Origin of the sequence: Acinetobacter sp. S54, from assembly GCF_016624945.1 — a bacterium.
In the GTDB taxonomy this organism is placed as follows: Bacteria; Pseudomonadota; Gammaproteobacteria; order Pseudomonadales; family Moraxellaceae; genus Acinetobacter.
Window position 1 is genome coordinate 13,371 of record NZ_JACVUI010000020.1, and the last position, 21,152, is coordinate 34,522.

Sequence of the window (21,152 nt, forward strand, 5' to 3'; positions counted from 1 at the left end):
GGAGCGTAAGTAAAAATTTTCTATTTACGCTCTATCTGCATCATTCACGATATTTTTAAAAATGATAGTCAACCCGAACCATTGGTGTGCTGGCTGTGGCACCTTTTCCTGCAAAGCCATCGGTGTCATTGCCAAATTTATTTTTCCAATACTCATAGCCTGCGCCTGCGCGTAACTTGCTGCCTTTTAACCCAATAACTGGGCTCAAGTCATACATCACACGTGCATCAATATGGGTTTCAGCTTTTGTATCACCACCAGACTCATTTTTTCCTTTTGAATCAATCCAAAGTGCATATCCCTCAAAAGATAGCGGTGTTTTTCCAATTGGAATACCCCATGTAAACTGTGCAGCAGCATGAGTGTCATAGGTATAACGACCCGAAGAATACCCAAATCGCGGGGTATCTGATGAAGGATCATTACTTTCAAATAATGCCAATACGCTAAAATCTAGAAAACCAGGCACATCAAATTGAATAGTTGGCCCTACCACCCACATACGTTTTTTTGAACCATAACTATCATTTTTAGTGTTCCAGTCCAGCCCCAATGTTAAACCCGCACCACGAATGTAGCCCGGTACAGATAAATTTGTCTTAGTAATGGCGCCAGCATCCAGATAACGACGAATGACCACATAGGCTTCCTGAGTCCCTTTATCATTGGATTGAGTGCTATTCGGTTCATCATCTGACTGAAGTAAATCGACATTAAAGAAATTTGAACCGTACTTATCACCACTGGCATGGGTCAGGTTAAAAATTTGTTTGGTGATATCCGTACGACTGCCATCTGAATCGTTTTTATACGGTTCTGCAAATTGTGATCCGTAACGCCACCCAATAGACGTATCGCTCCATATGGCAGCCTGTACAGATTGCATGGTTCCAATTCCCCCCAGAATAGTCGCCATAGCAGTCATTAGATTTTTTAATACATTACCTTGTTGTACTACGTTCATTGCACATTTCCCCTTATCATTTTCTCAAGATCAAAGCTCACAATATTCATCTCAAGACTCATAATGATGGCTTTTCAAAAATCACGTTTGCCCCAATGCAAAACGATCTGACCCTGTGATAAAGGCAAATTTCCTACCAAAGATTGGCATATTAAAAATGTGCAATGTTGCTTATGTTAAAACAGATATAAACAATAAAATGATTGTTTTTGAACCGATGTCATGAAAGCACAGACAGAATTCAGCGCAGGAAAATGAATGTTATCTTCCTGTGCTTAAGCTTAAGCGATTGAGAGAATGAGCTTAGATATTCGTTAATTGACCACATGACTATCGTTTCTCAGAACCGAAATCACCAACTCTCTGAACCAGCGAAACTCAGGAGAACGATGCTGACGTTCGTGCCAAAGTAGATAATAAGAAATTTTGGGAAACTGGATTGGCGCATCAGAAATAGTCAAAGGCAATAATGCACTATAATGGCGAGAAAATGAGCGCGGAGCAGAAAAAATCGCGTCAAGTTGTAGCAGCATATAAGGAATCATTCCAAAGTACGGAATAAATGCCACAATATTACGTTTTAGGCGCTCTTTGGATAAATGTAAATCGATGACTCCGCGTTGCCCTACGGTATAAGGTGTTGGAGCAATATGATCAGCATTAAGATAATCATCCATCGACAGGGTCTTATGCGCCAGAGGATGCGACTTACGCATCAAACAGACCACTTCATCCTCGAACAATGGAGCAAGTCGTAAATATTCAGGAGGCTGTGGCCAGTTACCAATCACCGCATCGTACATCCCACTTTCCAATGCGTGGGCATAATCTACATTATGTCCCATGGAATGCATAATGACCGTGCAATGCGGTGCTTCTACATGAATCCTGCGAAGAATTTCACCAATCGCGATAGGGTTTAAATAATCCGATGCTGCCAGATTAAATACCTGACGCGATTGTGCTGGGTCAAAATTAACTTGTTGGGTGGCAATTAATTCAAGCTGGCTTAATACCTGACTCACTGGCTCAAGTAAGGATAAACCACGTTCAGTAGGGGTCATGCCGTTGCGGCTACGCACCAAAAGCTGATCACCTGTGATTTCCCTTAATTTTTTTAAAGCGGTACTAATGGCAGGTTGTGATTGATTCAGTCGTTTGGCTGCATTAGACACACTTTTTTCTGTTAAAAGCACATATAAAACTTGCAACAAATGTGCGTCTAATGCTTCCCATTTATTTGTAGGATGAATCACCAATCTGTCCTTATCTAAGATAACCCGAGTCTATAGGCAAAATTTATACCATCTCTAACCTACAATAAGACAGAACGATTCATAATGATTAAAATAAAAACAGTTTTTTACGATTTATCTCAGTTGATGGCCAATAAACCAGCCATCGGAATAAATTTTGGTTGATGGCGAATATGGTTTATCCAACGACGAATGTGTAAAAAAGGCAGCAAACTTACACCCGCATCCCAAGCCAACGCAACTTGAGGAAATACAATCAAGTCAGCGGCCGTCAGTTGCCCACCCAACAAATATCGGTGTCCGCAAATGGTTTGCTCACATAAATGATCATCCAGCTCACGCAACTGCTGCGCTGCCTGCTTAAATAGTCTTTTTTCATCTGTCAAAAATTGATCCATTGCCAGACTGGCCTGACGTAATCGTCCCAAACTCAGTTTGAGTTTTTCATTAAAATCATGCCACTCCTGTATTTGCGATGACAAATAAACTGGTATCCATTGAGATTGTGTTCCTGTTAATTCAACTAAATATTGAAAGATGAACATCAGCCCAGACATGTTTGAAGAAGAATCTAATAAAACTGGCGATTCAAATTTATTATCGAATTGCTCAACATCTGCATATACAGACTGATAAGGAAGTTGTAAAAACTCAAGTAACAAACGTACGCTATAGCAATCTGTCGATAATGGATCATCGGCAAAATTTAGAGGCAATCTTGATAGATTTACGTTCATACCACTTGCTCCGTTTGCATGCTTTTATGTACGCCATAGCTCCAATTCTTGGTGATCAGCCATTTGCGATATGCAGTCGCTAGTGCATCAGCTTTCGTCGGAATTTCCAGTTTTTCCAAAGGAAGTTTTAAAGGCACATGATTTTCCAGAATCGGTTTGTCCTGAGTAAAAATTTTCTGTTGAAATAAAACCATATCGGTCATGCTGCTCGTCTGATCATCCAAAATCATCAGTAAATGCGCCCGAATATGAGTTTCACTCAGGGGTTGAATGAAAAGACACACTACATCAGCTGGAATAATCCCCTCAGCCGCAGTATTCACTTTATATAAAATCGCGTTTAAGGGGGAAGCAACGCGATAGACATATTCAGTTTCTTGCGGCTGAGGTGAACTCGGTGCGGCAAGTGGTTGAGTAAAAAAACACTCTGTTGCCCAGATTTCATCGACATCTTCACGCCATTCAACTTGATAGGGTTTGACTGCAGTTTCTGGTTCAGCTCCCAATATACCTGTATGGACATATGGGAAATGTGCCATATCCAGAAAATTTTCTATGCCCCGTAGTGGTGATGTGCGTACCCCGTAAGCACCACACGGCACACGGCGTGCTTCTGCAACTTCATATTCATCAAGCTGAAATAATGGTTTTTTTTCAGTTCCGACACATAACCATACAAAACCAAAAGCCACTTGCACAGCCAAATTCAACATGTCTACATCGAGTGAATCGAACTTCACCTGATAAATATGAACACCATTGATGATATCTCGATGGATACTTAAAGTTTGTCCATCCAGACATGTTTTTATCTGCTGGCACTGAACGAATTCCTGCTCTGAAGCAACCACAATCCATTCACCTAACAAACTAGATGAAATCATCTGAGAATACTGCTGTGTATTAGGCATGGCTGAGTTTCTCCGACTCCAGATTTTCTCGCATCTGTCTTAATAACGGATGACATTGGGTAGGCTTTGCGCTTTGTGATAACATGGCATGTACCGTCACAACATTGGTCTGTGTCGGCGTGAGATAAATACGTAATGTGCGATCTGCTGCATCATCTCGCCAACTCAATCCATTGCGCATAGCGCATTCAGTCAAACCCACTTCCAATAAATAATCTTGTACTTGAGACAGTGTGACCGAGATAGTGACAGACCCTGCATAGACTGATTGTATTTCCTCAAATAAAGGATCAATATCAGGAGGAGTATCTTCGCCATACCAAATCAGGCCTGAATTTTCCATGACGGCATAAGATCTTGCACATAAACTTTTTGGTGCGCGCTGTTCAGGCTGAGCAGGAATACGCTGACAATGCCCATCTTCTGCGGCAAACTGCCAGCCATGATAGGCACAGACCAGACTTTCACCCCGTACCTGTCCCAAACTTAAACGCACACTACGATGTGGACAACGGTTTTCCCAGATTTGAACATGACCCTGCATGGAACGCCAGACAGCAACATCTTTATCCCTCACCAAAACCTGCTCTACCTCACCCGTTTCGATCAGTATAGAAGGGACTAACGGAGTCCATTGACCTGTGATCATGCCCATTTTCCTCAATATAACTTAAACCACTTTGCCCAATTTTTATTTTGGCAATACACCTTGCACACCTTGTACATAGAAGTTCATTTTGTCGAGTTGCGCTTCGGTATAAGCACTGCCTGCCTTGACAAATTCTTTACCTGCCTGTGTATATAGAGGACCTGCAAATGGATTCAATTTGCCTGCTTTAATCGCATCACGACGAGCTAATACCATCTTTTTGGCATCCGCAGAGACCGCTGTTCCAATATTTTCAACATTGACCGTACCTTCTTTTACACCATAGTAGATCGGTGCATTGCTCCATTTTTTCGCAGCAACATCTTTCAGCACTTTGTCGTAAATCGGATCCCAATGTAGTACCGCCGCACCCAATTGTGCATCGCCACCAAATTTACCCATATCTGAGTTCCAACCTAATCCCCAAACACCTTTTTGTTTGGCTGCCTGAACAACTGCTGGCGAATCAGTATTTTGTAATAACACATCACAACCTTGTGAAATCAAAGCCAATGCAGCATCACGTTCTTTACCTGGATCAAACCATGAACTCACCCAAACCACCTGTGTCGTGATTTTTGGATTAACGCTACGCGCGCCAATGGTAAATGCATTGATATTACGCACTACTTCTGGAATGGGATAAGAACCGACAAAGCCGATTTTATTGGTCTTACTTTTGCTTCCCGCCAATACACCCAGTAAATACGCCCCTTGATAGGTACGAATATTATAGTTGCCCATATTCTTGCCAGACTTATAGCCCGTCGCATGCATAAATACGGTATTCGGATAAGTACGTGAAACTTTTTCCATCGCATTCATATAGCCAAATGAAGTTCCGAAGATTACTTTATTGCCTTGCTGCGCTAGATTACGAAATACTCGCTCTGCATCTCCTGTTTCAGGCACGTTGGCAACAAAGGTGGTTTTTACCGCTCCTTTCAGATCTTTTTCTGTGCGAATGCGAGATTGGTCATGTGCATATGTCCAGCCATGATCACCTGGCGGGCCAATATAAACAAAGGCTGCTTTGAGTGGATCAGCCGCATAAGCTGTAGTCACCATTGTTGCAGTTGTCGATAGAGCCCCTACGGTGAGTAAACCACTACTAGCCGCACAAAATGCAGTCTTCTTAAATTTTGAGAATAATTTTGAAAATAAACCCTGTGGGCTTTGATCGCGTAACGTATTTGGATTTTTGTTCATTTCAATAGACATCGCATTACCCCAATTTTGTTATGGTATAAACGCCAGAAAATAAAATTGCTCGAATCGCAATGATCTATTTTCCAGAAGACATAGAGGTAAAATGCAACGTTTGCGCCAACATTTAGTTTAATATTTTTAATTGATCATTTTTAAATAAAGGTTATACAAAAAGCAGAATAGATCATTCTTTAAATTAAAAATAAAATTTATAATAATCAAATTGTTAGAATAAAAATTTTTAGCAGCTACTACTTTCTCTTACGGCACAACAATCGCGCCAAAAAGTAATTTTTTTATCATAACAATTGTTTTGCACAAGTGTGGAACATCTAGCCCCACACCTGCTTCAAAATCATATTTCTAATTCCGAAGTAACTGCGCTGCCTTTGCAGGAGTTTTCTTCTGCGCGAGAACAATACCCACCAAGATCATGATTCCACCAAGCGTATGATAGATGGTCCACTGTTCAGACAACCACATACTGGCAATAATCGCAGTAAATACAGGCATCAAATTCATAAAAATACTGGTACGATTTGGCCCAATCTGTTGTACTGCCACCATCCAGACCAAAGGTGCAATCAATGATGGGAAAAGGCCTGCATAAAAAACACTTGGCCCATTCTGGGCATTAATGGCATCTAGTCCCAACCATGCAACAAAGGGTAAATGATAAATCAGGGCAAACCCGATTTGGACATACAAACTAATCAATAATGGAATCTGTAACTGCCATTTCTTTAAAAACACCCCATAAAAGGCATAGAAAAAAACGGCAATGACCATAATGCCATCCCCCAAATGCCCGCCACTATTTAACAAGCTGCTAAGATGTCCCTGACTCATGACATAGATCAGACCAAAGAAAGAAATCAAACTGCCAATCACAGCAAATTTATTGGGAATATCTTTTAAGATAAACATCGACACAAAAATGGTGAATACTGGAATAAAGGCATTGATGATGCCCATATTAGTCGCCGTCGTATAATGCGCCGCACTATAGGCCAGCCCCTGATATAACACCATTCCAAATGCACTTAATATTGCCAGTTGCCCCAAATGACGACGCACCAGCATGCGCTGCTTCCATACTTGTGGCAGCATAAAAGGGGTAAGTATAATAAAAGCAATCAACCAGCGATAAAAACTAATACTGACAGGTGAGATCAGATCTGCTGCATAGCGTGTTACCGTAATATTTAATGACCAGATTAATACTGCAAGCATTGGCAATAAAAATGCCCACCAATGTACTTTTGCAACGTCTTTCATGAGTCAACTCGAATCGACTAGCGTGGGATATATTGTGAGCAATGTCGAATTAAATTGAAATATCGCATTTCAGACATTTATACAGCACATTGGACATCCATATCGATCAAGTTTCAAATAGATCCCATGCTTTCATGGCATGTTCAACGACCTGATTCAGCTCATCGATATTAGCACCGTCCCTTGCCTGTACAGTTAAGCCCTGAATCACCGTACAATAAAAATCTGTCATTGTCGCTATAGGTGCGACATTAGAGAGATCACCCTCCCGAACGCCCTGTTGTAGCCTTTCGCATAATTTTTGTTTGGTAGCTAAACGTTTTTCTAGCAAATTATGTTGTACATCCTGTGTTTGTTCCGAACCATTCATAGCCGCGGTAATCAACATACAACCCTTTGGTTTGTTTGGCTGCATTAAACGTTTGATATTGTCATACAAAAATAGTTCAAATGCGATTTTTGCCGTCCGTGCTTGTGTAAAAATCGGTTCGATCGGGCAGGCTTCATGCGCCAAATAATAATCAATACTTTTATAAAATAATGCGGTTTTATCACCAAAACTGCTGTAGAGACTTGGGGCTGTGATTTCAAGCGCCTGTGTTAAATCATTAATCGAAGTTGCCTCATAGCCATGCTCCCAAAACAGCAACATAGCTTTTTGCAAGGCCTGCTCTTCATTAAAGCATTTTGGTCGACCCCGCTTTTTCTTGGGTAACTCAGTCAGCTCATCCATCATCAATGTATTATCCAATTTTGTCATAAAGCTCACAGCTATTTTTATAACAATCATTATTAAATTAATTGACGTCAGATATTTTTTCAACTATTTTTATTTTCATAGTGATCACTACAAAATAAATTAGCACGATTTTTCATCTCTAGACATAAGGTTGAAATTCAATGGATAGCTCTCCTACCACTCCACCTAATCCTGTTACACAAGGCAGCTGGCTGGCTATACTAGCCGTTTCAATTGCCGCATTTGCTTTGGTTACCAGCGAATTTTTACCTATTGGCGTACTCAATAGTGTTGCCAGCGATTTGAAAATTTCAACAGGTACAGCAGGGCTAATTATTACACTTCCTGGCGTAATGGCTGCTTTTGCAGCGCCTTTACTTCCTGTGGCAATGAAACAGTTAGATCGTCGTTATGTTCTGATTTTATTAACATTGGTCATGGTGGTTGCCAATAGTATTACTGCAATCGCTGATAGTTTTAATCTTCTGCTCGTGAGCCGGTTAATTCTGGGGATTTCAATTGGTGGCTTTTGGGCGACCGCAATTGCTCTAAGTGGCAAACTGGCTCCGGCAAGCTTGCCCATCTCTAAAGCAACAGCCGTCGTTATGGCGGGTGTGACATTGGCAACTGTGTTGGGCGTCCCTATTGGCACATGGCTGAGTGAGTTTTATGGATGGCGTAGTGCATTTGCAATCACTGCGGTCATTGGTTTTGCCGTATTCTTACTTCAGCTCATCTTTTTACCGAAACTTCGACCTGATTCAGCCATTCATTTACGTGATCTGCCTGCTCTACTTCGCATTCCCAAAGCACGAAGTGGGATGTTAATCATACTCCTTATCGGATTAGCGCATTTTTGTGCTTATAGTTATCTTGCACCATTTTTCAAACATATTGCGGGTTTTGATGGTACGACCATTGGCATGTTGTTATTGCTCTATGGTATTGCAGGAGTTTTTGGCAATGCCTTTGCGGGGTATAGCGGCAATTTAAATATTCGCTATACACTGGCTTTTGTTGGCATATGCTTCGCCATTGTATTCTTTGGATTTCCTGTATTTGCGATTCATGAAACAGGGGCATTTGTTTTAACTGCCTTATGGGGGTTTGCTTTTGGTGCATTTCCCACATCAGCCAATATTTGGATGTTTGTACATGCACCTCAGGCAGTTGAGAAAGGCATGCCTTTATTTGTAGGATTATTTCAAGTCATGATCGCGAGTGGATCGCTTCTAGGCGGTTTTGTAGTTGATCATTTCAATGAAAATATTCTAATTTATGGGGTACTGAGTTTTATTCTTTTAGCACTGTTGTCTATTTTCACATTAGCTAAAGGTTTAAATAATCCAAAAATCACCTGTGACAATGAAGCATGACTGACCTAATCCCCCCTTCACAGAATCTGGCACAAAAACTGGAAATTAATGAATTTTTTTTCCATCCACATGACAGTATCTGCCCACATTCTTCCGTGTGGGGTGATTTTAATTTTAGTTTAAATGGCATTCTGGAAATTCAGGTGGGTGAGCGAACGTTTCTTGCTCCACCGAATTATGGTTTGTGGTTACCGCCACAAACTAGCCATTTTTGTATTGCAGTTGAGCAGCCAACCCATTTTATTTGTATCCGTGTGCATCCGGAGTTATGCGCATATTTTAATACCAGTCCCAAGACGCTTGAAATTCGCCCCTTTTTTCATGCACTTGTTAAAGAATTATTACATCATCAATCCCAACCGGACTTGGCAGAATATCAGCATTTATTACAAGTGTTATTGGATCAAATGCTCGCAGCAGATTGTTATGATCATTACCTACCCCAAACAACAAATCCTATCTTGGCGCCTATTCTGGATCAATTGGGGCAACGTCAATCTTTTGACCAGAGTTTGCAACAGATTTTAGAAAATTTTCAAATCAGCGAACGCCATGCCTTGCGTCTCAGTCAGCAGGAATTGCATTTATCTTTATCCGAGTGGCGTAATCGCGCCAAAATCGTTTACGCTATTGGACAAATCCAGCAAGGCAGTGCGATTAAACGTATTGCACTGGATCTTGGCTACCAGCACAGTTCCAGTTTTATCGAGTTTTTTAAACGCTATACCGGCCAAACACCCTTACAAATGAAATAAATTTCATTTAGTACGAAGATCTTCACTGTTTTTGCACAGAAATCCCAAGCTAGCCACTTGCCTTTCTGCATAAATCTCCTTAAAACAAGACATCACTTTTTTCTTTATTTCATTTAAGGATTTTTATGAGCAATTCAGTTTATGACATTCCAGTCAAAACCATTTCAGGGGAAGATACGTCATTAAATCAATACCAAGGTAAGGTACTTTTGATTGTCAATGTCGCCTCTAAATGTGGCCTGACACCACAATATGAAGGACTGGAAAAACTGTATCAGTCACAAAAAGAGCACGGTCTGGAAATTTTGGGTTTTCCAGCCAATAATTTTCTAGAGCAAGAGCCAGGCACAGATAATGAAATTCAGCAATTTTGCTCGCTAAGTTATGATGTTCATTTTCCATTATTCTCTAAAGTCTCTGTTGCAGGCGAAAATAAACATCCTCTTTACCAAACCTTAATCTCTGCACAACCCAAACGTATCGGTGAGGGTCCTTGGTGGCAAGATTTAGTCGAATATGGTCTGACCCCGAATCCAAAACCTGAAGTACTATGGAATTTTGAGAAATTCCTGATTAATAAAAAAGGCGAAGTAGTAGCACGTTTTGCACCTGATATTACTGCGGATGATCCGCGCCTAACCGATGCAATCCAAGCCGAATTAGCCAAGTAAAGTCTAAAAGCACAAGGTCTTCATGACTTTGTGCTTTCTATAACAACACCTTCTCTTTTTGCAGCTTTTTGTATTCCTATTGTTTTTCTGGCTTATAGTGACGCTTAAGTTAATTTCATCCTAATTTTTAGGACTTTTCCCATGCTAAAAATCTTTTTCCCTCTACTCTTTTGTACAATTATACTTTCAGGTTGTGATCATCCCTCTGCTGAAAGAACACAAGAAAATACCGCAACAGATCATGATGCTATAGAATCGCCAACTACTGACTTTAAAACTGGAAACTTTTTTTATATCGCACGGGATGTCGCAGAGATGCAACTTCGTGCAGGTGACTATATTCAGCAGCTAAAACAATCTCAAACTGAGCTACAACAGGCTATACAGGAAAAAGATAGTACGCATCTCAAAGAAACAGCCACAACTTTGCAACATCAACTCAAAGGTTTCACTCAGGCATTAAAGGGTTTGAATTTAAAAAGTCAGGAAATCGAAGATATTCGACAAAAATTACTCGAAAGCAACCAGCAAGTATTAAAAAGCCCATTTTTGAATGGACAAGTAAACTGGGATCAGGTCAACTTTAAACACATTGAACAGCAAATGAATAGCATTCAAAATGAAATGTTAAAATTAGCAGCCATGATGATTCCCCAATCAGATTCAGCTCAATCCGAAACATCCCACATGTCGTCAGAAATTGATCCATCAGATAATAAAACCCACTCTTAAAAGAGTGGGCATGATTCAATTGAGATTTGAAACGCTCTATTTGTTAAAATCAATCACAATACGGCCATCGATTTTACCGTGTTCCATTCGATCAAAAATATCGTTGATATTTTCTAATGGCTCGACACTAATATGGGCTTTCACCTTACCACGCGCTGCAATATCCAGTGCCTCTTTCAAATCCAGTCGCGTACCGACAATCGAACCGCGAACCGTAATACCATCCAGTACCATATCAAAAATCGACAAATCAAATTTTCCTGGTGGTAAACCATTTAGAACCATTGTGCCACCACGACGTACAATCGAAACCGCTTGCTCGAAAGCCTTTGGTGAAACAGCAGTAACCAATACTCCATGACAGCCTTCACCTGTGGCTTTGGTTACTTCTTGCTTTACATCAGATTTGATAGCATTGACTGTAACATCTGCGCCTAATTCTTTTGCCAACGCGAGTTTGCTATCGTCTACGTCAATAGCAACTACATTAAAGCCCATGGTCTTGGCATATTGCACTGCCACATGGCCTAAGCCGCCAATGCCTGAAATCGCAACCCAATCTCCTGTTTTGGCTTCAGTCATTTTCAGACCTTTATAAACTGTTACCCCTGCACACAGGATGGGGGCAATTTCGAGCAAATCCACGCCCTCTGGAATCACACCGACATATTCTCCATCGGCTAGACAGTATTCGGCAAAACTCCCATTAACCGAATAACCTGAATTTTGCTGTTCCTTACATAAGGTCTCCCAACCAGCATAACAATGGTCACAATGACCACAGGCCGAATACAACCACGGGATACCAACTTTGTCGCCAACTTTAAGGTGTGTAATACCTGCGCCAATCTCTATGACTTCCCCCACCCCTTCATGTCCAGGAATAAAAGGCAAACTTGGTTTGATTGGCCAATCACCATGCATTGCATGTAAATCAGTATGGCACACACCTGTGGCAATCATCTTGACGAGAACCTTGCCTGCACTGACCTTTGGAATTTCTACGTCCTTAATCTGTAGCGGCTGATTAAATTCGGTCACAACCGCAGCTTTCATTGTGCTTCCCATTTTATTATCTCCGTTTTTGTAGAATTAAGAATTGTTCAAGTTTTTAAGAACCGTTCTCAAGTATAGATAACAATAAAATGATCAAGGTTGGAATTTGGTAGGTTATTTGCTCGATTCTGGCTGAATTTACAGTTGAATAACAAATTATCAAAATTGAATCGACTTAAATCTACCTATTTTGTTTCTGCCATGTCTTAAATGTATTATTCATCATCTTTTTTTGTTGAGAGGAAGCCATGCGCTGTTCGAGTCCTGTACAATCACCACGATAAACTTGTACAACGAACTGTTCAGTTAGTGTCAAAATAGCCTCACGGCCATCCGTCTGATATAACAATATTTCTTCAGCGGTTAAAATAAGATCCCAACAGGACACCACAGAACTTAAATCAATTGCAATACTTAGAAAGAATTGCTTATCTTGCTGATAAAGCTCCCAGAAATGCGGTTCAATTTCAATCAATTGCATGTAGATCTATTTTTCTGTTGCTATTTTTAAATCTTATAGCATAAAAAAAAGCCACCTGCGGTGGCTTTCCAAAAACGGGCAACTTACATTGCACGGTTTTTCATTTTACGGATGGTTTCAAGCTGACCTGCAATCTCAGAAAGAGAGGCAAGCGCAGCCGCAGAGTCCAAATCGCTCTTTTGATTGGCAAGCAATTGTTCAGCCTGTTTACGGGCTTCTAAAATTGCTGCTTCATCCAGATTGTCGGCACGAATTGCAGTATCTGCAAGAATCGTTACAACATGCGGTTGAACTTCAAGCACACCACCTGATACATAGACAATTTCTTCTGTACCATTTTCCAACTGAACACGGATCGGGCCCGGTTGGAGCAAAGTTACCAGTGGCGCATGTCCAGGTAAAATACCTAGCTCACCACCTGCACCTTTTGCGATCAACATGGTCACTGTACCAGAGTAAATTGACTCTTTAACGCTGACTACGTCACATTGCATCGTCGCCATGAGAATCTCCTAAATTAGGGTTGCTAATTAAAGTTTCTCTGCTTTAGCAATCACTTCGTCAATACCACCCACCATATAGAACGCTTGTTCTGGGATGTGATCGTATTCACCAGCAAGAAGACCTTTAAAGCCACGAATCGTTTCTTTAAGCGGTACTAATTTACCAGGAGCACCAGTAAATACTTCGGCTACGTGGAACGGTTGAGAGAAGAAACGCTGGATTTTACGCGCACGATAAACAACCAATTTATCTTCTTCTGCTAACTCATCCATACCCAAGATTGCAATGATGTCTTTAAGCTCTTTATAACGTTGCAATATGTTCTGTACAGAACGTGCAATTTCATAATGCTCAGCACCAACAACCAATGGATCAAGTTGACGCGAAGTTGAATCTAATGGATCGATCGCTGGATAAATACCAGAAGACGCGATATCACGACTCAATACAACTGTTGCATCCAAGTGAGCAAACGTAGTCGCTGGAGATGGATCCGTCAAGTCATCCGCAGGTACATAAACCGCCTGAATCGAAGTGATCGAACCAGATTTAGTCGATGTAATACGCTCTTGAAGAACACCCATTTCCTCTGCAAGTGTAGGCTGATAACCTACCGCAGATGGCATACGACCTAACAATGCTGATACTTCAGTACCTGCAAGTGTATAACGGTAGATGTTGTCAACGAACAAAAGTACGTCACGACCTTTACCATTTTCGTCTTTTTCATCACGGAAATATTCCGCCATGGTCAAGCCAGTCAACGCTACACGTAGACGGTTACCAGGTGGCTCATTCATCTGACCGTAGACCATAGCCACTTTGTCAAGAACGTTAGAATCTTTCATTTCGTGATAGAAGTCGTTACCTTCACGAGTACGCTCACCAACACCAGCAAACACAGATAAACCTGAGTGTGCTTTCGCGATGTTATTGATCAACTCCATCATGTTAACGGTTTTACCAACACCCGCACCACCGAACAAACCAACTTTACCACCTTTAGCAAACGGGCAAAGTAAGTCGATGACTTTAATACCTGTTTCCAAAAGATCAGTAGAAGCCGCTTGTTCAGCATAAGAAGGCGCTTGACGGTGAATCGGTAAGCGCGCTTCAGTTTCAACTGGACCTGCTTCATCAATCGGACGACCAAGAACGTCCATAATACGACCCAAAGTCGCAGGACCTACTGGTACAGAGATTGGCGCATGGGTATTTGTTACATTCAAACCGCGTTTAAGACCTTCAGTTGATCCCATCGCAATTGTACGAACAACACCATCACCAAGTTGTTGCTGAACTTCCAAAGTCGTTTCAGTACCGTCAACTTGGAGAGCGTCATAGATCTTAGGAACGCTGTTGCGCTCAAACTCGACGTCGATAACCGCGCCGATGATCTGAATGATATGACCGCTACTCATTGCTGTCTCCTCAATTCAAACTAATAATGTTAAACGGCAGCGGCACCACCAACGATTTCAGAAATTTCCTGAGTAATCGCGGCTTGACGCAGCTTGTTATAAATAAGTTGTAGGCTCTTGATCAGTTCGCCCGCGTTGTCAGTTGCTGCTTTCATTGCAACCATACGTGCAGACTGCTCACATGCGATGTTTTCAATCACACCCTGATAGACCATTGACTCAATGTAGCGAACCAATAAACCGTTGAGCAGCTCTTCAGCTTCAGGCTCATAGATATAGTCCCAACCATAAGTACGGTTCAGACTTTCGCTTTCTTCAGCCGCAGCCAAAGGAACCAATTGTTCTACTTTCTGGTTCTGAGTCATGGCATTAACAAAGCCATTTGATACTAGATAAATACGATCTAACTCGCCTTTATCAAAAGCATCCAACATCACCTGTACGGAGCCAGTTAACTGTTCCAGACTTGGAGTATCACCAATGTTGGTAGTGGCACCAAGTACTTTACCGCCGTAGTTTTTAAAAAACGAAACCGCTTTTTGACCAATCAAAGCAAATTGAACTTCAATTGACTGCTCTTGTTGCTGCTGAACGTGTTTTACCACTTTTTTGAACAGGTTAATGTTCAAACCACCAGCCAAACCGCGATCTGAAGACACAATAATATAGCCAACACGCTTTACTGGGCGTTCAACCATATAACGGTGTTTATATTCAGGATTCGCTTGTACCAAATGAGCAATTACACGGTGCATATTTTCGGCATACGGACGGCCCTGAGCCATGCGCTCTTGCGCACGACGCATTTTTGAAGCAGCTACCATCTGCATCGCACGCGTGATTTTCTGCGTCGATTTGATGCTAGCTACTTTGGCGCGAATTTCTTTTAAATTTGCCATACGCTTAACCTAGTCGTCGAAGGCTTTTGACAGCCTTCGAAGGGTTGATTCCGTGAACCAAACTTAAGCTAAAAAATTAGTAAGTTTGAGTCGCTTTGAAGTTCTCGATACCCGCTTTGATTTCAGCTTCGATGTCTTTGTTATAATCACCAGTGTCATCAATTTTTTGCATCAATGCAGCGTGTTCTGAACGGAAATACGCGATTAATGCAGCATCAAAGTCTACGATTTTCTTCACTTCAACGTCAGCCATATAGCCTTCGTTAGACGCGTAAACAGAAACAGCCTGATCAGCAATTGAGTAAGGAGCATATTGTTTTTGCTTCATTAACTCAGTTACGCGTTGACCATGCTCAAGTTGTTTACGAGTTGCTTCATCAAGATCAGAAGCGAACTGAGCAAACGCAGCCAATTCACGGTATTGCGCTAGAGCGGTACGGATACCACCAGACAATTTTTTGATGATCTTGGTTTGAGCTGAACCACCAACACGAGATACCGAAATACCTGCGTTCACGGCAGGACGGATACCTGCGTTGAATAATGATGTTTCAAGGAAGATCTGACCGTCTGTAATCGAAATTACGTTGGTTGGTACGAATGCAGATACGTCACCAGCTTGAGTTTCAATGATCGGTAATGCAGTTAAAGAACCAGTTTGACCTGTTACTGCGCCGTTCGTGAACTTCTCAACATAGTCAGCAGAAACGCGCGAAGCACGTTCAAGAAGACGCGAGTGAAGATAGAATACGTCACCTGGATACGCTTCACGACCTGGTGGACGACGAAGAAGCAATGAAATTTGACGGTAAGCAACTGCTTGCTTAGACAAATCATCATAAATGATCAGTGCATCTTCACCGCGGTCACGGAAGTATTCACCCATTGTACAACCAGAATACGGAGCCAAATACTGCATTGCAGCAGGATCAGCAGCCGCAGCAGCGACAACAGTGGTATACGCCATAGCACCCGTTTCTTCTAGCTTGCGCACTACGTTAGCAATCGTCGATTGTTTTTGACCAATTGCAACGTACACACATTTAATGCCAGAACTTTTCTGAGCGATAATCGCGTCGATCGCCATTGCTGTTTTACCAGTCTGACGGTCACCAATGATCAACTCACGCTGACCACGACCTACAGGGATCATGGTATCAACTGATTTATAACCAGTTTGAACAGGTTGATCGACTGATTGACGCCAAATAACACCTGGTGCTACTTTTTCGACTTTATCAGTCAATTTAGCATCAATAGGGCCTTTACCATCAATCGGGTTACCCAAAGCATCGACCACACGGCCAAGAAGCTCAGGACCAACAGGAACTTCTAATACACGACCTGTACAACGAGCTTTTTGACCTTCTTGCAGGCTTAGGTAGTTACCTAAAACAACGGCACCCACTGAATCCTGTTCTAGGTTCAGTGCCATACCAAATAAGCCGCCGTCGAATTCGATCATTTCACCGTACATTGCATCAGCAAGGCCGTGAATGCGCACGATACCGTCGGATACCATAACAATGGTACCTTCGTTTTTAGCGGTCGCGCTGGTGTCCAGATCTCCGATACGCTGTTTAATGAGCGCACTGATCTCGGATGGATTCAGTTGTTGCATTGCGCTATTCCTCAATCTTTTTTAAGTTCAGTCTTTTTGCTGTTAGGCAAGAAGACGAGTCCGCATTTTTTCAAGCTTGTTAAGCGCAGAATCATCTATCACTTGATCGCCTGCACGAATAACCACACCTGCAATAAGCGCAGGATTAACTTCTACTGACACAACCACAGAACTATTAAAACGCTTTTCTAAAGCATGCGTTAATAACTGCTCTTGCACCGAAGTTAAAGGAAATGCCGATTCAATTACGACATCCACTGTGTTGCTATTCTGTGATTTAAGTTGCTCGTACTCTACTGCAATCTCAGGTAATAGAATCAAACGATCATTTTCAGCAAGCAATGTCAAAAAGTTTGACACTGCCTGAGTTTGTTCTTCACCTAAAACTTTAGTAAATAGTCCAACTTGCTCCACAGGAGTAAGCTCAGGGCGATTTAAATAAGCGGAAAATGCTTCGTCTTGCACCGCAGCACTGAGCACTTGTAACGCATTCGACCAATTGTCAGTTGCACCTTGCTCAGAAGCGTAAGCAAATGCTGCTTTGGCGTACGGGCGTGCCAACGTCAAGAGTTCAGCCATACTTCCCTCGCTTAAAGTTTAGCAGCCAGCTGAGTCAGCATGGCATTATGAGCTTCTGCGTCAACTTGTTGGTTCAGAATTTTCTCTGCGCCATCAACTGCCAAGGCAGCTACTTGTTGACGTAATTCTTCGCGAGCAGAATTGATGTCTTGGTCAACCGCTTCTTTCGCTTGTTGACGAATACGCTCACCTTCAGCCGCAGCCTGGGTACGTGCTTCTTCGACCAATTGTGCTGCACGACGGTTCGCTTGTTCGATCAATTGAGCCGCTTGTGCTTTTGCTGCATCTAATTCAGCTTTCACTTGTGATTGTGCATCAGCAAGGTCAGCTTTTGCTTTTTCAGCAGCATTTAAGCCATCAGCGATTTTACGCTGACGCTCACTAATCGCATTGATTAGTGGTGGCCAAACAAACTTCATGCAGAATGCGACAAAAATCGCAAATGCAATCGCTTGGCCAATCAATGTGAGGTTAATATTCATTGCAATTCCTCAATATGTGGATTTAGGAATTAAGATGATTAACCTACAAACGGATTAGCGAAGATGAAGAACAAGCCAATACCAACACCGATCATAGGCACAGCATCAAGAAGACCTGCGATTAAGAACATACGAGTTTGAAGTTGCGGAGCAAGTTCAGGCTGACGAGCAACAGCTTCTAAAAAGCGACCACCCAAAAGACCAAAACCAATCGCTGTACCTAAAGCACCGAAAGCGATCAAGATAGCAGATGCAATTGCAACTAGACCTAAAGTGAGTTCCATGAAAAATTCCTCAGAGGTTAGGTTATTACCAAATTAAACTAAAAATTAAACCTAACTGTTAACCTAACAGTTAGGCAAATACCATTAATGTTTTTCGCTTGCCATGCTCAAGTACACGATGGTTAGCATCATAAAAATAAATGCTTGCAAGGTGATTACAAGAATGTGGAAGATCGCCCAAGGCACAGACAACGCCCATTGAATCCAGAAAGGAAGTAACGCGATCAGGATGAAGATTAACTCACCTGCATACATGTTACCAAACAGTCGTAGTGCCAATGAAATTGGTCGTGCAAGGAAAGTTACCAGTTCCAGAATCAAATTCACTGGAATAAGTAACGCTTTTGCAATTGGGTTACTTGGGTTAAATGGGTTAAGCGCCAATTCACCAACGAAACCGCCAATGCCTTTCTCACGAATGCTATAAAACAAAATCAGTACGAATACAGATAACGACATACCTAAAGTGATATTCGGATCTGTAGACGGAACAATTTTAAAATAAACATGATGAGGATCCATGCCAAACACACTTGCACCAACGTGTTGAGCTAGATACGGAATCCAGTCAACAGGAATTAAGTCCATTAGGTTCATGAGGAAAATCCACACGAAAATGGTTAATGCCAATGGTGCAATAAGACGTGATTTACCATGAAAGGTATCGCGAACGCTGGAATCAACAAACTCGATAATCATTTCGATCGCTGATTGAAATTTTGATGGCACATCTGCTTTCGCAGCTTTTGCAGCACACCAGAAAATCAAACAAAAAATGACGCCAAGTCCGATTGACCAACCCATTGAATCCAAGTGAATAGCAGAAAACCCCATCTGTTGAGCTTCTCCAGCATTCTCAGCCAATTTCCAAGTCCCATCCGGCATTTTGCCATAGGTCAAATTGGTCAAGTGATGCTTGATATACTCGGTCGAAGTAAGGGCATGTTCTTCAGCAGCCATAAATCACACCTGGTCAATGTCAATTACTAAATAAGGAAACGAATATCGCGCGCTGCCTGATATCTCGCAGTCCTCAAAAAATCTTCAATTTTGGATGTGTTTAGACTCGTTTCTGTAGACGTGAAACCCAAAATGGAGCGACCCACGACATGGTCTGAACGAGAATAAAACCACAAAACAATGCCGCTGGAGACAACGGTTTAACATTGCTTAAAATCAAAATAAAACCTACGATCACGATTCCGAACTTCCCTAGCATACCTCGATACATGTTCGATAGAACCTGTCTCGAAGCTCTAGCCCCTGCCGTTCGAAATGACTGCCAACTAAAATATAGATTGGCAAGCCAGCAGACCAAGGCTCCTAAAGCAGCGCTTATAGCGGCAACACGATCGTGTATAAGCCACGCCATAATGGCAGCTAAAGGAATCATTAATGCTTGTAAGAAGACCAGAGCTTTCGCTAATCGTCGGTCAATCAAGCGACTAGTTCGGCTCATTGTTTATCCACTTACAGCATGAATGCTTGACAAATTACGCTGATGATCGTTTTTAATCGCAGGCATTATAGAGTTACACCCCTGAACATGCAATCTTTTACCGACCTAAGTCGTGTTTTTTTAGATGATTCGTTTATAGCCGAATCGCATACATGTTGTGGGTTTCTATTTCATTTGCCTGCATTTAAGACACATTTTGTGGTTTGACTGGCGAGTTTCTTCCATGCCGCAACAAACTCCTGATCTTCATTCATGCTTTCATCTACACGTTGAAATACGATTGGATTCAAGATGCGGTATTGATTTTGATTGGCATTTCCTTCGGCCAAAAGGCACATGCTTTGTTTAGGGCGGTTATCACTGAGATATTTAAGCTGGGAAGCAGTAGCGGCGATATGCGGATCATCGGTCAATGCACCTGCAAATTTCAAATTCAGGGCACGTTCCAGATATTGATAAGCATCATGATAAGACCAATAGGGTTGTACAGATTTACGTTCATAGCCCTGACTGGCAACAAGCATCTCTTGTGCAAAACGTCGAGCATTCTCCCAATATTTAGCCTTATTTTCAGGATGCTGTTGTGAGCGTAATGCAGCAATAAAAAAACCAATACGCACAGCATTATTTGGATCTAACCAAACATGCGTATCGATGGTATTGTCTAAAGGCACATTACGGGTACTACGGCGCGGTAAGATTGTGACGATTTGCGAATCCAGAATCGAAATTGCTTTAGAATTATTTTGCAATAAACTGGCCAAAGGCGCTTCATGAGCTTTACCTAGCCAAATTACCAGTGATGCATCTTGAATGGCTTTGCGATGAGCTGGAGTAAGCTGAATATCATGCCCAGACTGATTAGCCAGAAGTAGTTGGGGCTCTTCTATGCCCTGCGTGATTTCCTTGGCAATCAGATAAATAGGGTGTGTTGCAACCACTAAAGGAGCTTGCGACCAAGAGAGTGTCGTCATAATGGACAAAAGGCAAAACACCGCAAAACGAAACATAACAAAATCGAACCTAGATATACAACTCATGTTATAATATAACAAATTTTGAAAAATACCTACGCTTATTCGATAGCAG

24 protein-coding genes are annotated in these 21,152 nt (G+C 41.8%); 4 read left to right on the plus strand and 20 right to left on the minus strand.

Going from position 1 to position 21,152, the window contains the following annotated elements:
- Nucleotides 1-55: 55 nt before the first annotated feature.
- From IAE20_RS16115 to IAE20_RS16150, 8 genes are all read right to left on the minus strand, one after another.
- Entirely contained in the window at nucleotides 56-964 is a 909-nt protein-coding gene (locus IAE20_RS16115) for an outer envelope protein (RefSeq protein WP_200482892.1), read from the minus strand.
- A gap of 314 nt (nucleotides 965-1,278) precedes the next feature.
- Nucleotides 1,279-2,220, minus strand: a complete 942-nt coding sequence (locus IAE20_RS16120; protein ID WP_200461872.1) for a LysR substrate-binding domain-containing protein — start codon at nucleotides 2,218-2,220, stop codon at nucleotides 1,279-1,281.
- A 119-nt stretch (nucleotides 2,221-2,339) separates the two neighbouring features.
- Entirely contained in the window at nucleotides 2,340-2,957 is a 618-nt protein-coding gene (locus IAE20_RS16125) for a glutathione S-transferase family protein (protein WP_200482891.1), read from the minus strand.
- A complete protein-coding gene (locus IAE20_RS16130) occupies nucleotides 2,954-3,868 on the minus strand; it encodes an aromatic ring-hydroxylating dioxygenase subunit alpha (protein WP_200482890.1) in 915 nt (304 codons plus the stop codon). The genes IAE20_RS16125 and IAE20_RS16130 overlap by 4 nt, the downstream gene beginning before the upstream one ends.
- The gene (locus IAE20_RS16135; protein ID WP_200482889.1) at nucleotides 3,861-4,517 is read right to left on the minus strand and encodes a Rieske 2Fe-2S domain-containing protein; all 657 of its coding nucleotides are present in this window, start codon (nucleotides 4,515-4,517) and stop codon (nucleotides 3,861-3,863) included. Before IAE20_RS16135 ends, IAE20_RS16130 begins: the two co-directional genes overlap by 8 nt.
- 42 nt (nucleotides 4,518-4,559) lie before the next feature.
- Entirely contained in the window at nucleotides 4,560-5,738 is a 1,179-nt protein-coding gene (locus IAE20_RS16140) for a BMP family ABC transporter substrate-binding protein (protein ID WP_200482888.1), read from the minus strand.
- Between the two features lie 351 nt (nucleotides 5,739-6,089).
- Complete coding sequence (locus tag IAE20_RS16145) at nucleotides 6,090-7,004, minus strand: DMT family transporter (protein WP_200482887.1); 915 nt, start codon at nucleotides 7,002-7,004, stop codon at nucleotides 6,090-6,092.
- 106 nt (nucleotides 7,005-7,110) lie between these two features.
- Nucleotides 7,111-7,764: a TetR/AcrR family transcriptional regulator gene (locus IAE20_RS16150; protein ID WP_200482886.1), complete on the minus strand. Its 654-nt coding sequence runs from the start codon at nucleotides 7,762-7,764 to the stop codon at nucleotides 7,111-7,113.
- Nucleotides 7,765-7,904: 140 nt separating this feature from the next.
- On the opposite strand from IAE20_RS16150, the gene IAE20_RS16155 reads away from it, so the two are divergent.
- From IAE20_RS16155 to IAE20_RS16170, 4 genes are all read left to right on the plus strand, one after another.
- On the plus strand, nucleotides 7,905-9,119 hold the full coding sequence (locus IAE20_RS16155; RefSeq protein WP_200482885.1) for an MFS transporter: 1,215 nt from the start codon (nucleotides 7,905-7,907) through the stop codon (nucleotides 9,117-9,119).
- Nucleotides 9,116-9,874, plus strand: a complete 759-nt coding sequence (locus tag IAE20_RS16160; RefSeq protein WP_200482884.1) for an AraC family transcriptional regulator — start codon at nucleotides 9,116-9,118, stop codon at nucleotides 9,872-9,874. The genes IAE20_RS16155 and IAE20_RS16160 overlap by 4 nt, the downstream gene beginning before the upstream one ends.
- A gap of 125 nt (nucleotides 9,875-9,999) precedes the next feature.
- Nucleotides 10,000-10,545 (plus strand): glutathione peroxidase, encoded by a 546-nt coding sequence (locus tag IAE20_RS16165; protein ID WP_200482883.1) that lies wholly within the window; start codon nucleotides 10,000-10,002, stop codon nucleotides 10,543-10,545.
- 141 nt (nucleotides 10,546-10,686) lie between these two features.
- Nucleotides 10,687-11,277, plus strand: coding sequence for a hypothetical protein (locus IAE20_RS16170; protein ID WP_227611168.1), 591 nt, complete (start codon nucleotides 10,687-10,689; stop codon nucleotides 11,275-11,277).
- A gap of 36 nt (nucleotides 11,278-11,313) precedes the next feature.
- Here the strand turns inward: IAE20_RS16170 and adhP are convergent, their stop codons facing one another.
- The 12 genes from adhP to IAE20_RS16230 all read right to left on the minus strand — a co-directional run bounded on the left by adhP (nucleotide 11,314) and on the right by IAE20_RS16230 (nucleotide 21,073).
- A complete protein-coding gene (gene adhP, locus IAE20_RS16175) occupies nucleotides 11,314-12,345 on the minus strand; it encodes an alcohol dehydrogenase AdhP (RefSeq protein ID WP_200482882.1) in 1,032 nt (343 codons plus the stop codon).
- Nucleotides 12,346-12,514: 169 nt separating this feature from the next.
- Complete coding sequence (locus IAE20_RS16180; RefSeq protein ID WP_200482881.1) at nucleotides 12,515-12,814, minus strand: hypothetical protein; 300 nt, start codon at nucleotides 12,812-12,814, stop codon at nucleotides 12,515-12,517.
- Nucleotides 12,815-12,897: 83 nt separating this feature from the next.
- Entirely contained in the window at nucleotides 12,898-13,317 is a 420-nt protein-coding gene (locus IAE20_RS16185) for a F0F1 ATP synthase subunit epsilon (RefSeq protein ID WP_200461884.1), read from the minus strand.
- Between the two features lie 27 nt (nucleotides 13,318-13,344).
- Complete coding sequence (gene atpD, locus IAE20_RS16190; protein WP_200461885.1) at nucleotides 13,345-14,739, minus strand: F0F1 ATP synthase subunit beta; 1,395 nt, start codon at nucleotides 14,737-14,739, stop codon at nucleotides 13,345-13,347.
- 29 nt (nucleotides 14,740-14,768) lie between these two features.
- Complete coding sequence (gene atpG / locus IAE20_RS16195) at nucleotides 14,769-15,638, minus strand: F0F1 ATP synthase subunit gamma (protein ID WP_004985623.1); 870 nt, start codon at nucleotides 15,636-15,638, stop codon at nucleotides 14,769-14,771.
- A gap of 76 nt (nucleotides 15,639-15,714) precedes the next feature.
- The gene (atpA, locus tag IAE20_RS16200) at nucleotides 15,715-17,259 is read right to left on the minus strand and encodes a F0F1 ATP synthase subunit alpha (protein ID WP_200461886.1); all 1,545 of its coding nucleotides are present in this window, start codon (nucleotides 17,257-17,259) and stop codon (nucleotides 15,715-15,717) included.
- Between the two features lie 42 nt (nucleotides 17,260-17,301).
- Nucleotides 17,302-17,838 (minus strand): F0F1 ATP synthase subunit delta, encoded by a 537-nt coding sequence (locus IAE20_RS16205; protein WP_200461887.1) that lies wholly within the window; start codon nucleotides 17,836-17,838, stop codon nucleotides 17,302-17,304.
- An 11-nt stretch (nucleotides 17,839-17,849) separates the two neighbouring features.
- The gene (locus IAE20_RS16210) at nucleotides 17,850-18,320 is read right to left on the minus strand and encodes a F0F1 ATP synthase subunit B (RefSeq protein WP_004985627.1); all 471 of its coding nucleotides are present in this window, start codon (nucleotides 18,318-18,320) and stop codon (nucleotides 17,850-17,852) included.
- Nucleotides 18,321-18,358: 38 nt separating this feature from the next.
- On the minus strand, nucleotides 18,359-18,604 hold the full coding sequence (gene atpE / locus IAE20_RS16215) for a F0F1 ATP synthase subunit C (protein ID WP_000424060.1): 246 nt from the start codon (nucleotides 18,602-18,604) through the stop codon (nucleotides 18,359-18,361).
- 84 nt (nucleotides 18,605-18,688) lie between these two features.
- Nucleotides 18,689-19,564, minus strand: a complete 876-nt coding sequence (atpB, locus tag IAE20_RS16220; protein WP_200482880.1) for a F0F1 ATP synthase subunit A — start codon at nucleotides 19,562-19,564, stop codon at nucleotides 18,689-18,691.
- 100 nt (nucleotides 19,565-19,664) lie between these two features.
- Nucleotides 19,665-20,063, minus strand: a complete 399-nt coding sequence (locus IAE20_RS16225) for an ATP synthase subunit I (RefSeq protein WP_200461889.1) — start codon at nucleotides 20,061-20,063, stop codon at nucleotides 19,665-19,667.
- Between the two features lie 170 nt (nucleotides 20,064-20,233).
- Nucleotides 20,234-21,073, minus strand: a complete 840-nt coding sequence (locus IAE20_RS16230) for a metal ABC transporter solute-binding protein, Zn/Mn family (protein ID WP_200461890.1) — start codon at nucleotides 21,071-21,073, stop codon at nucleotides 20,234-20,236.
- Between the last annotated feature and the right edge of the window lie 79 nt (nucleotides 21,074-21,152).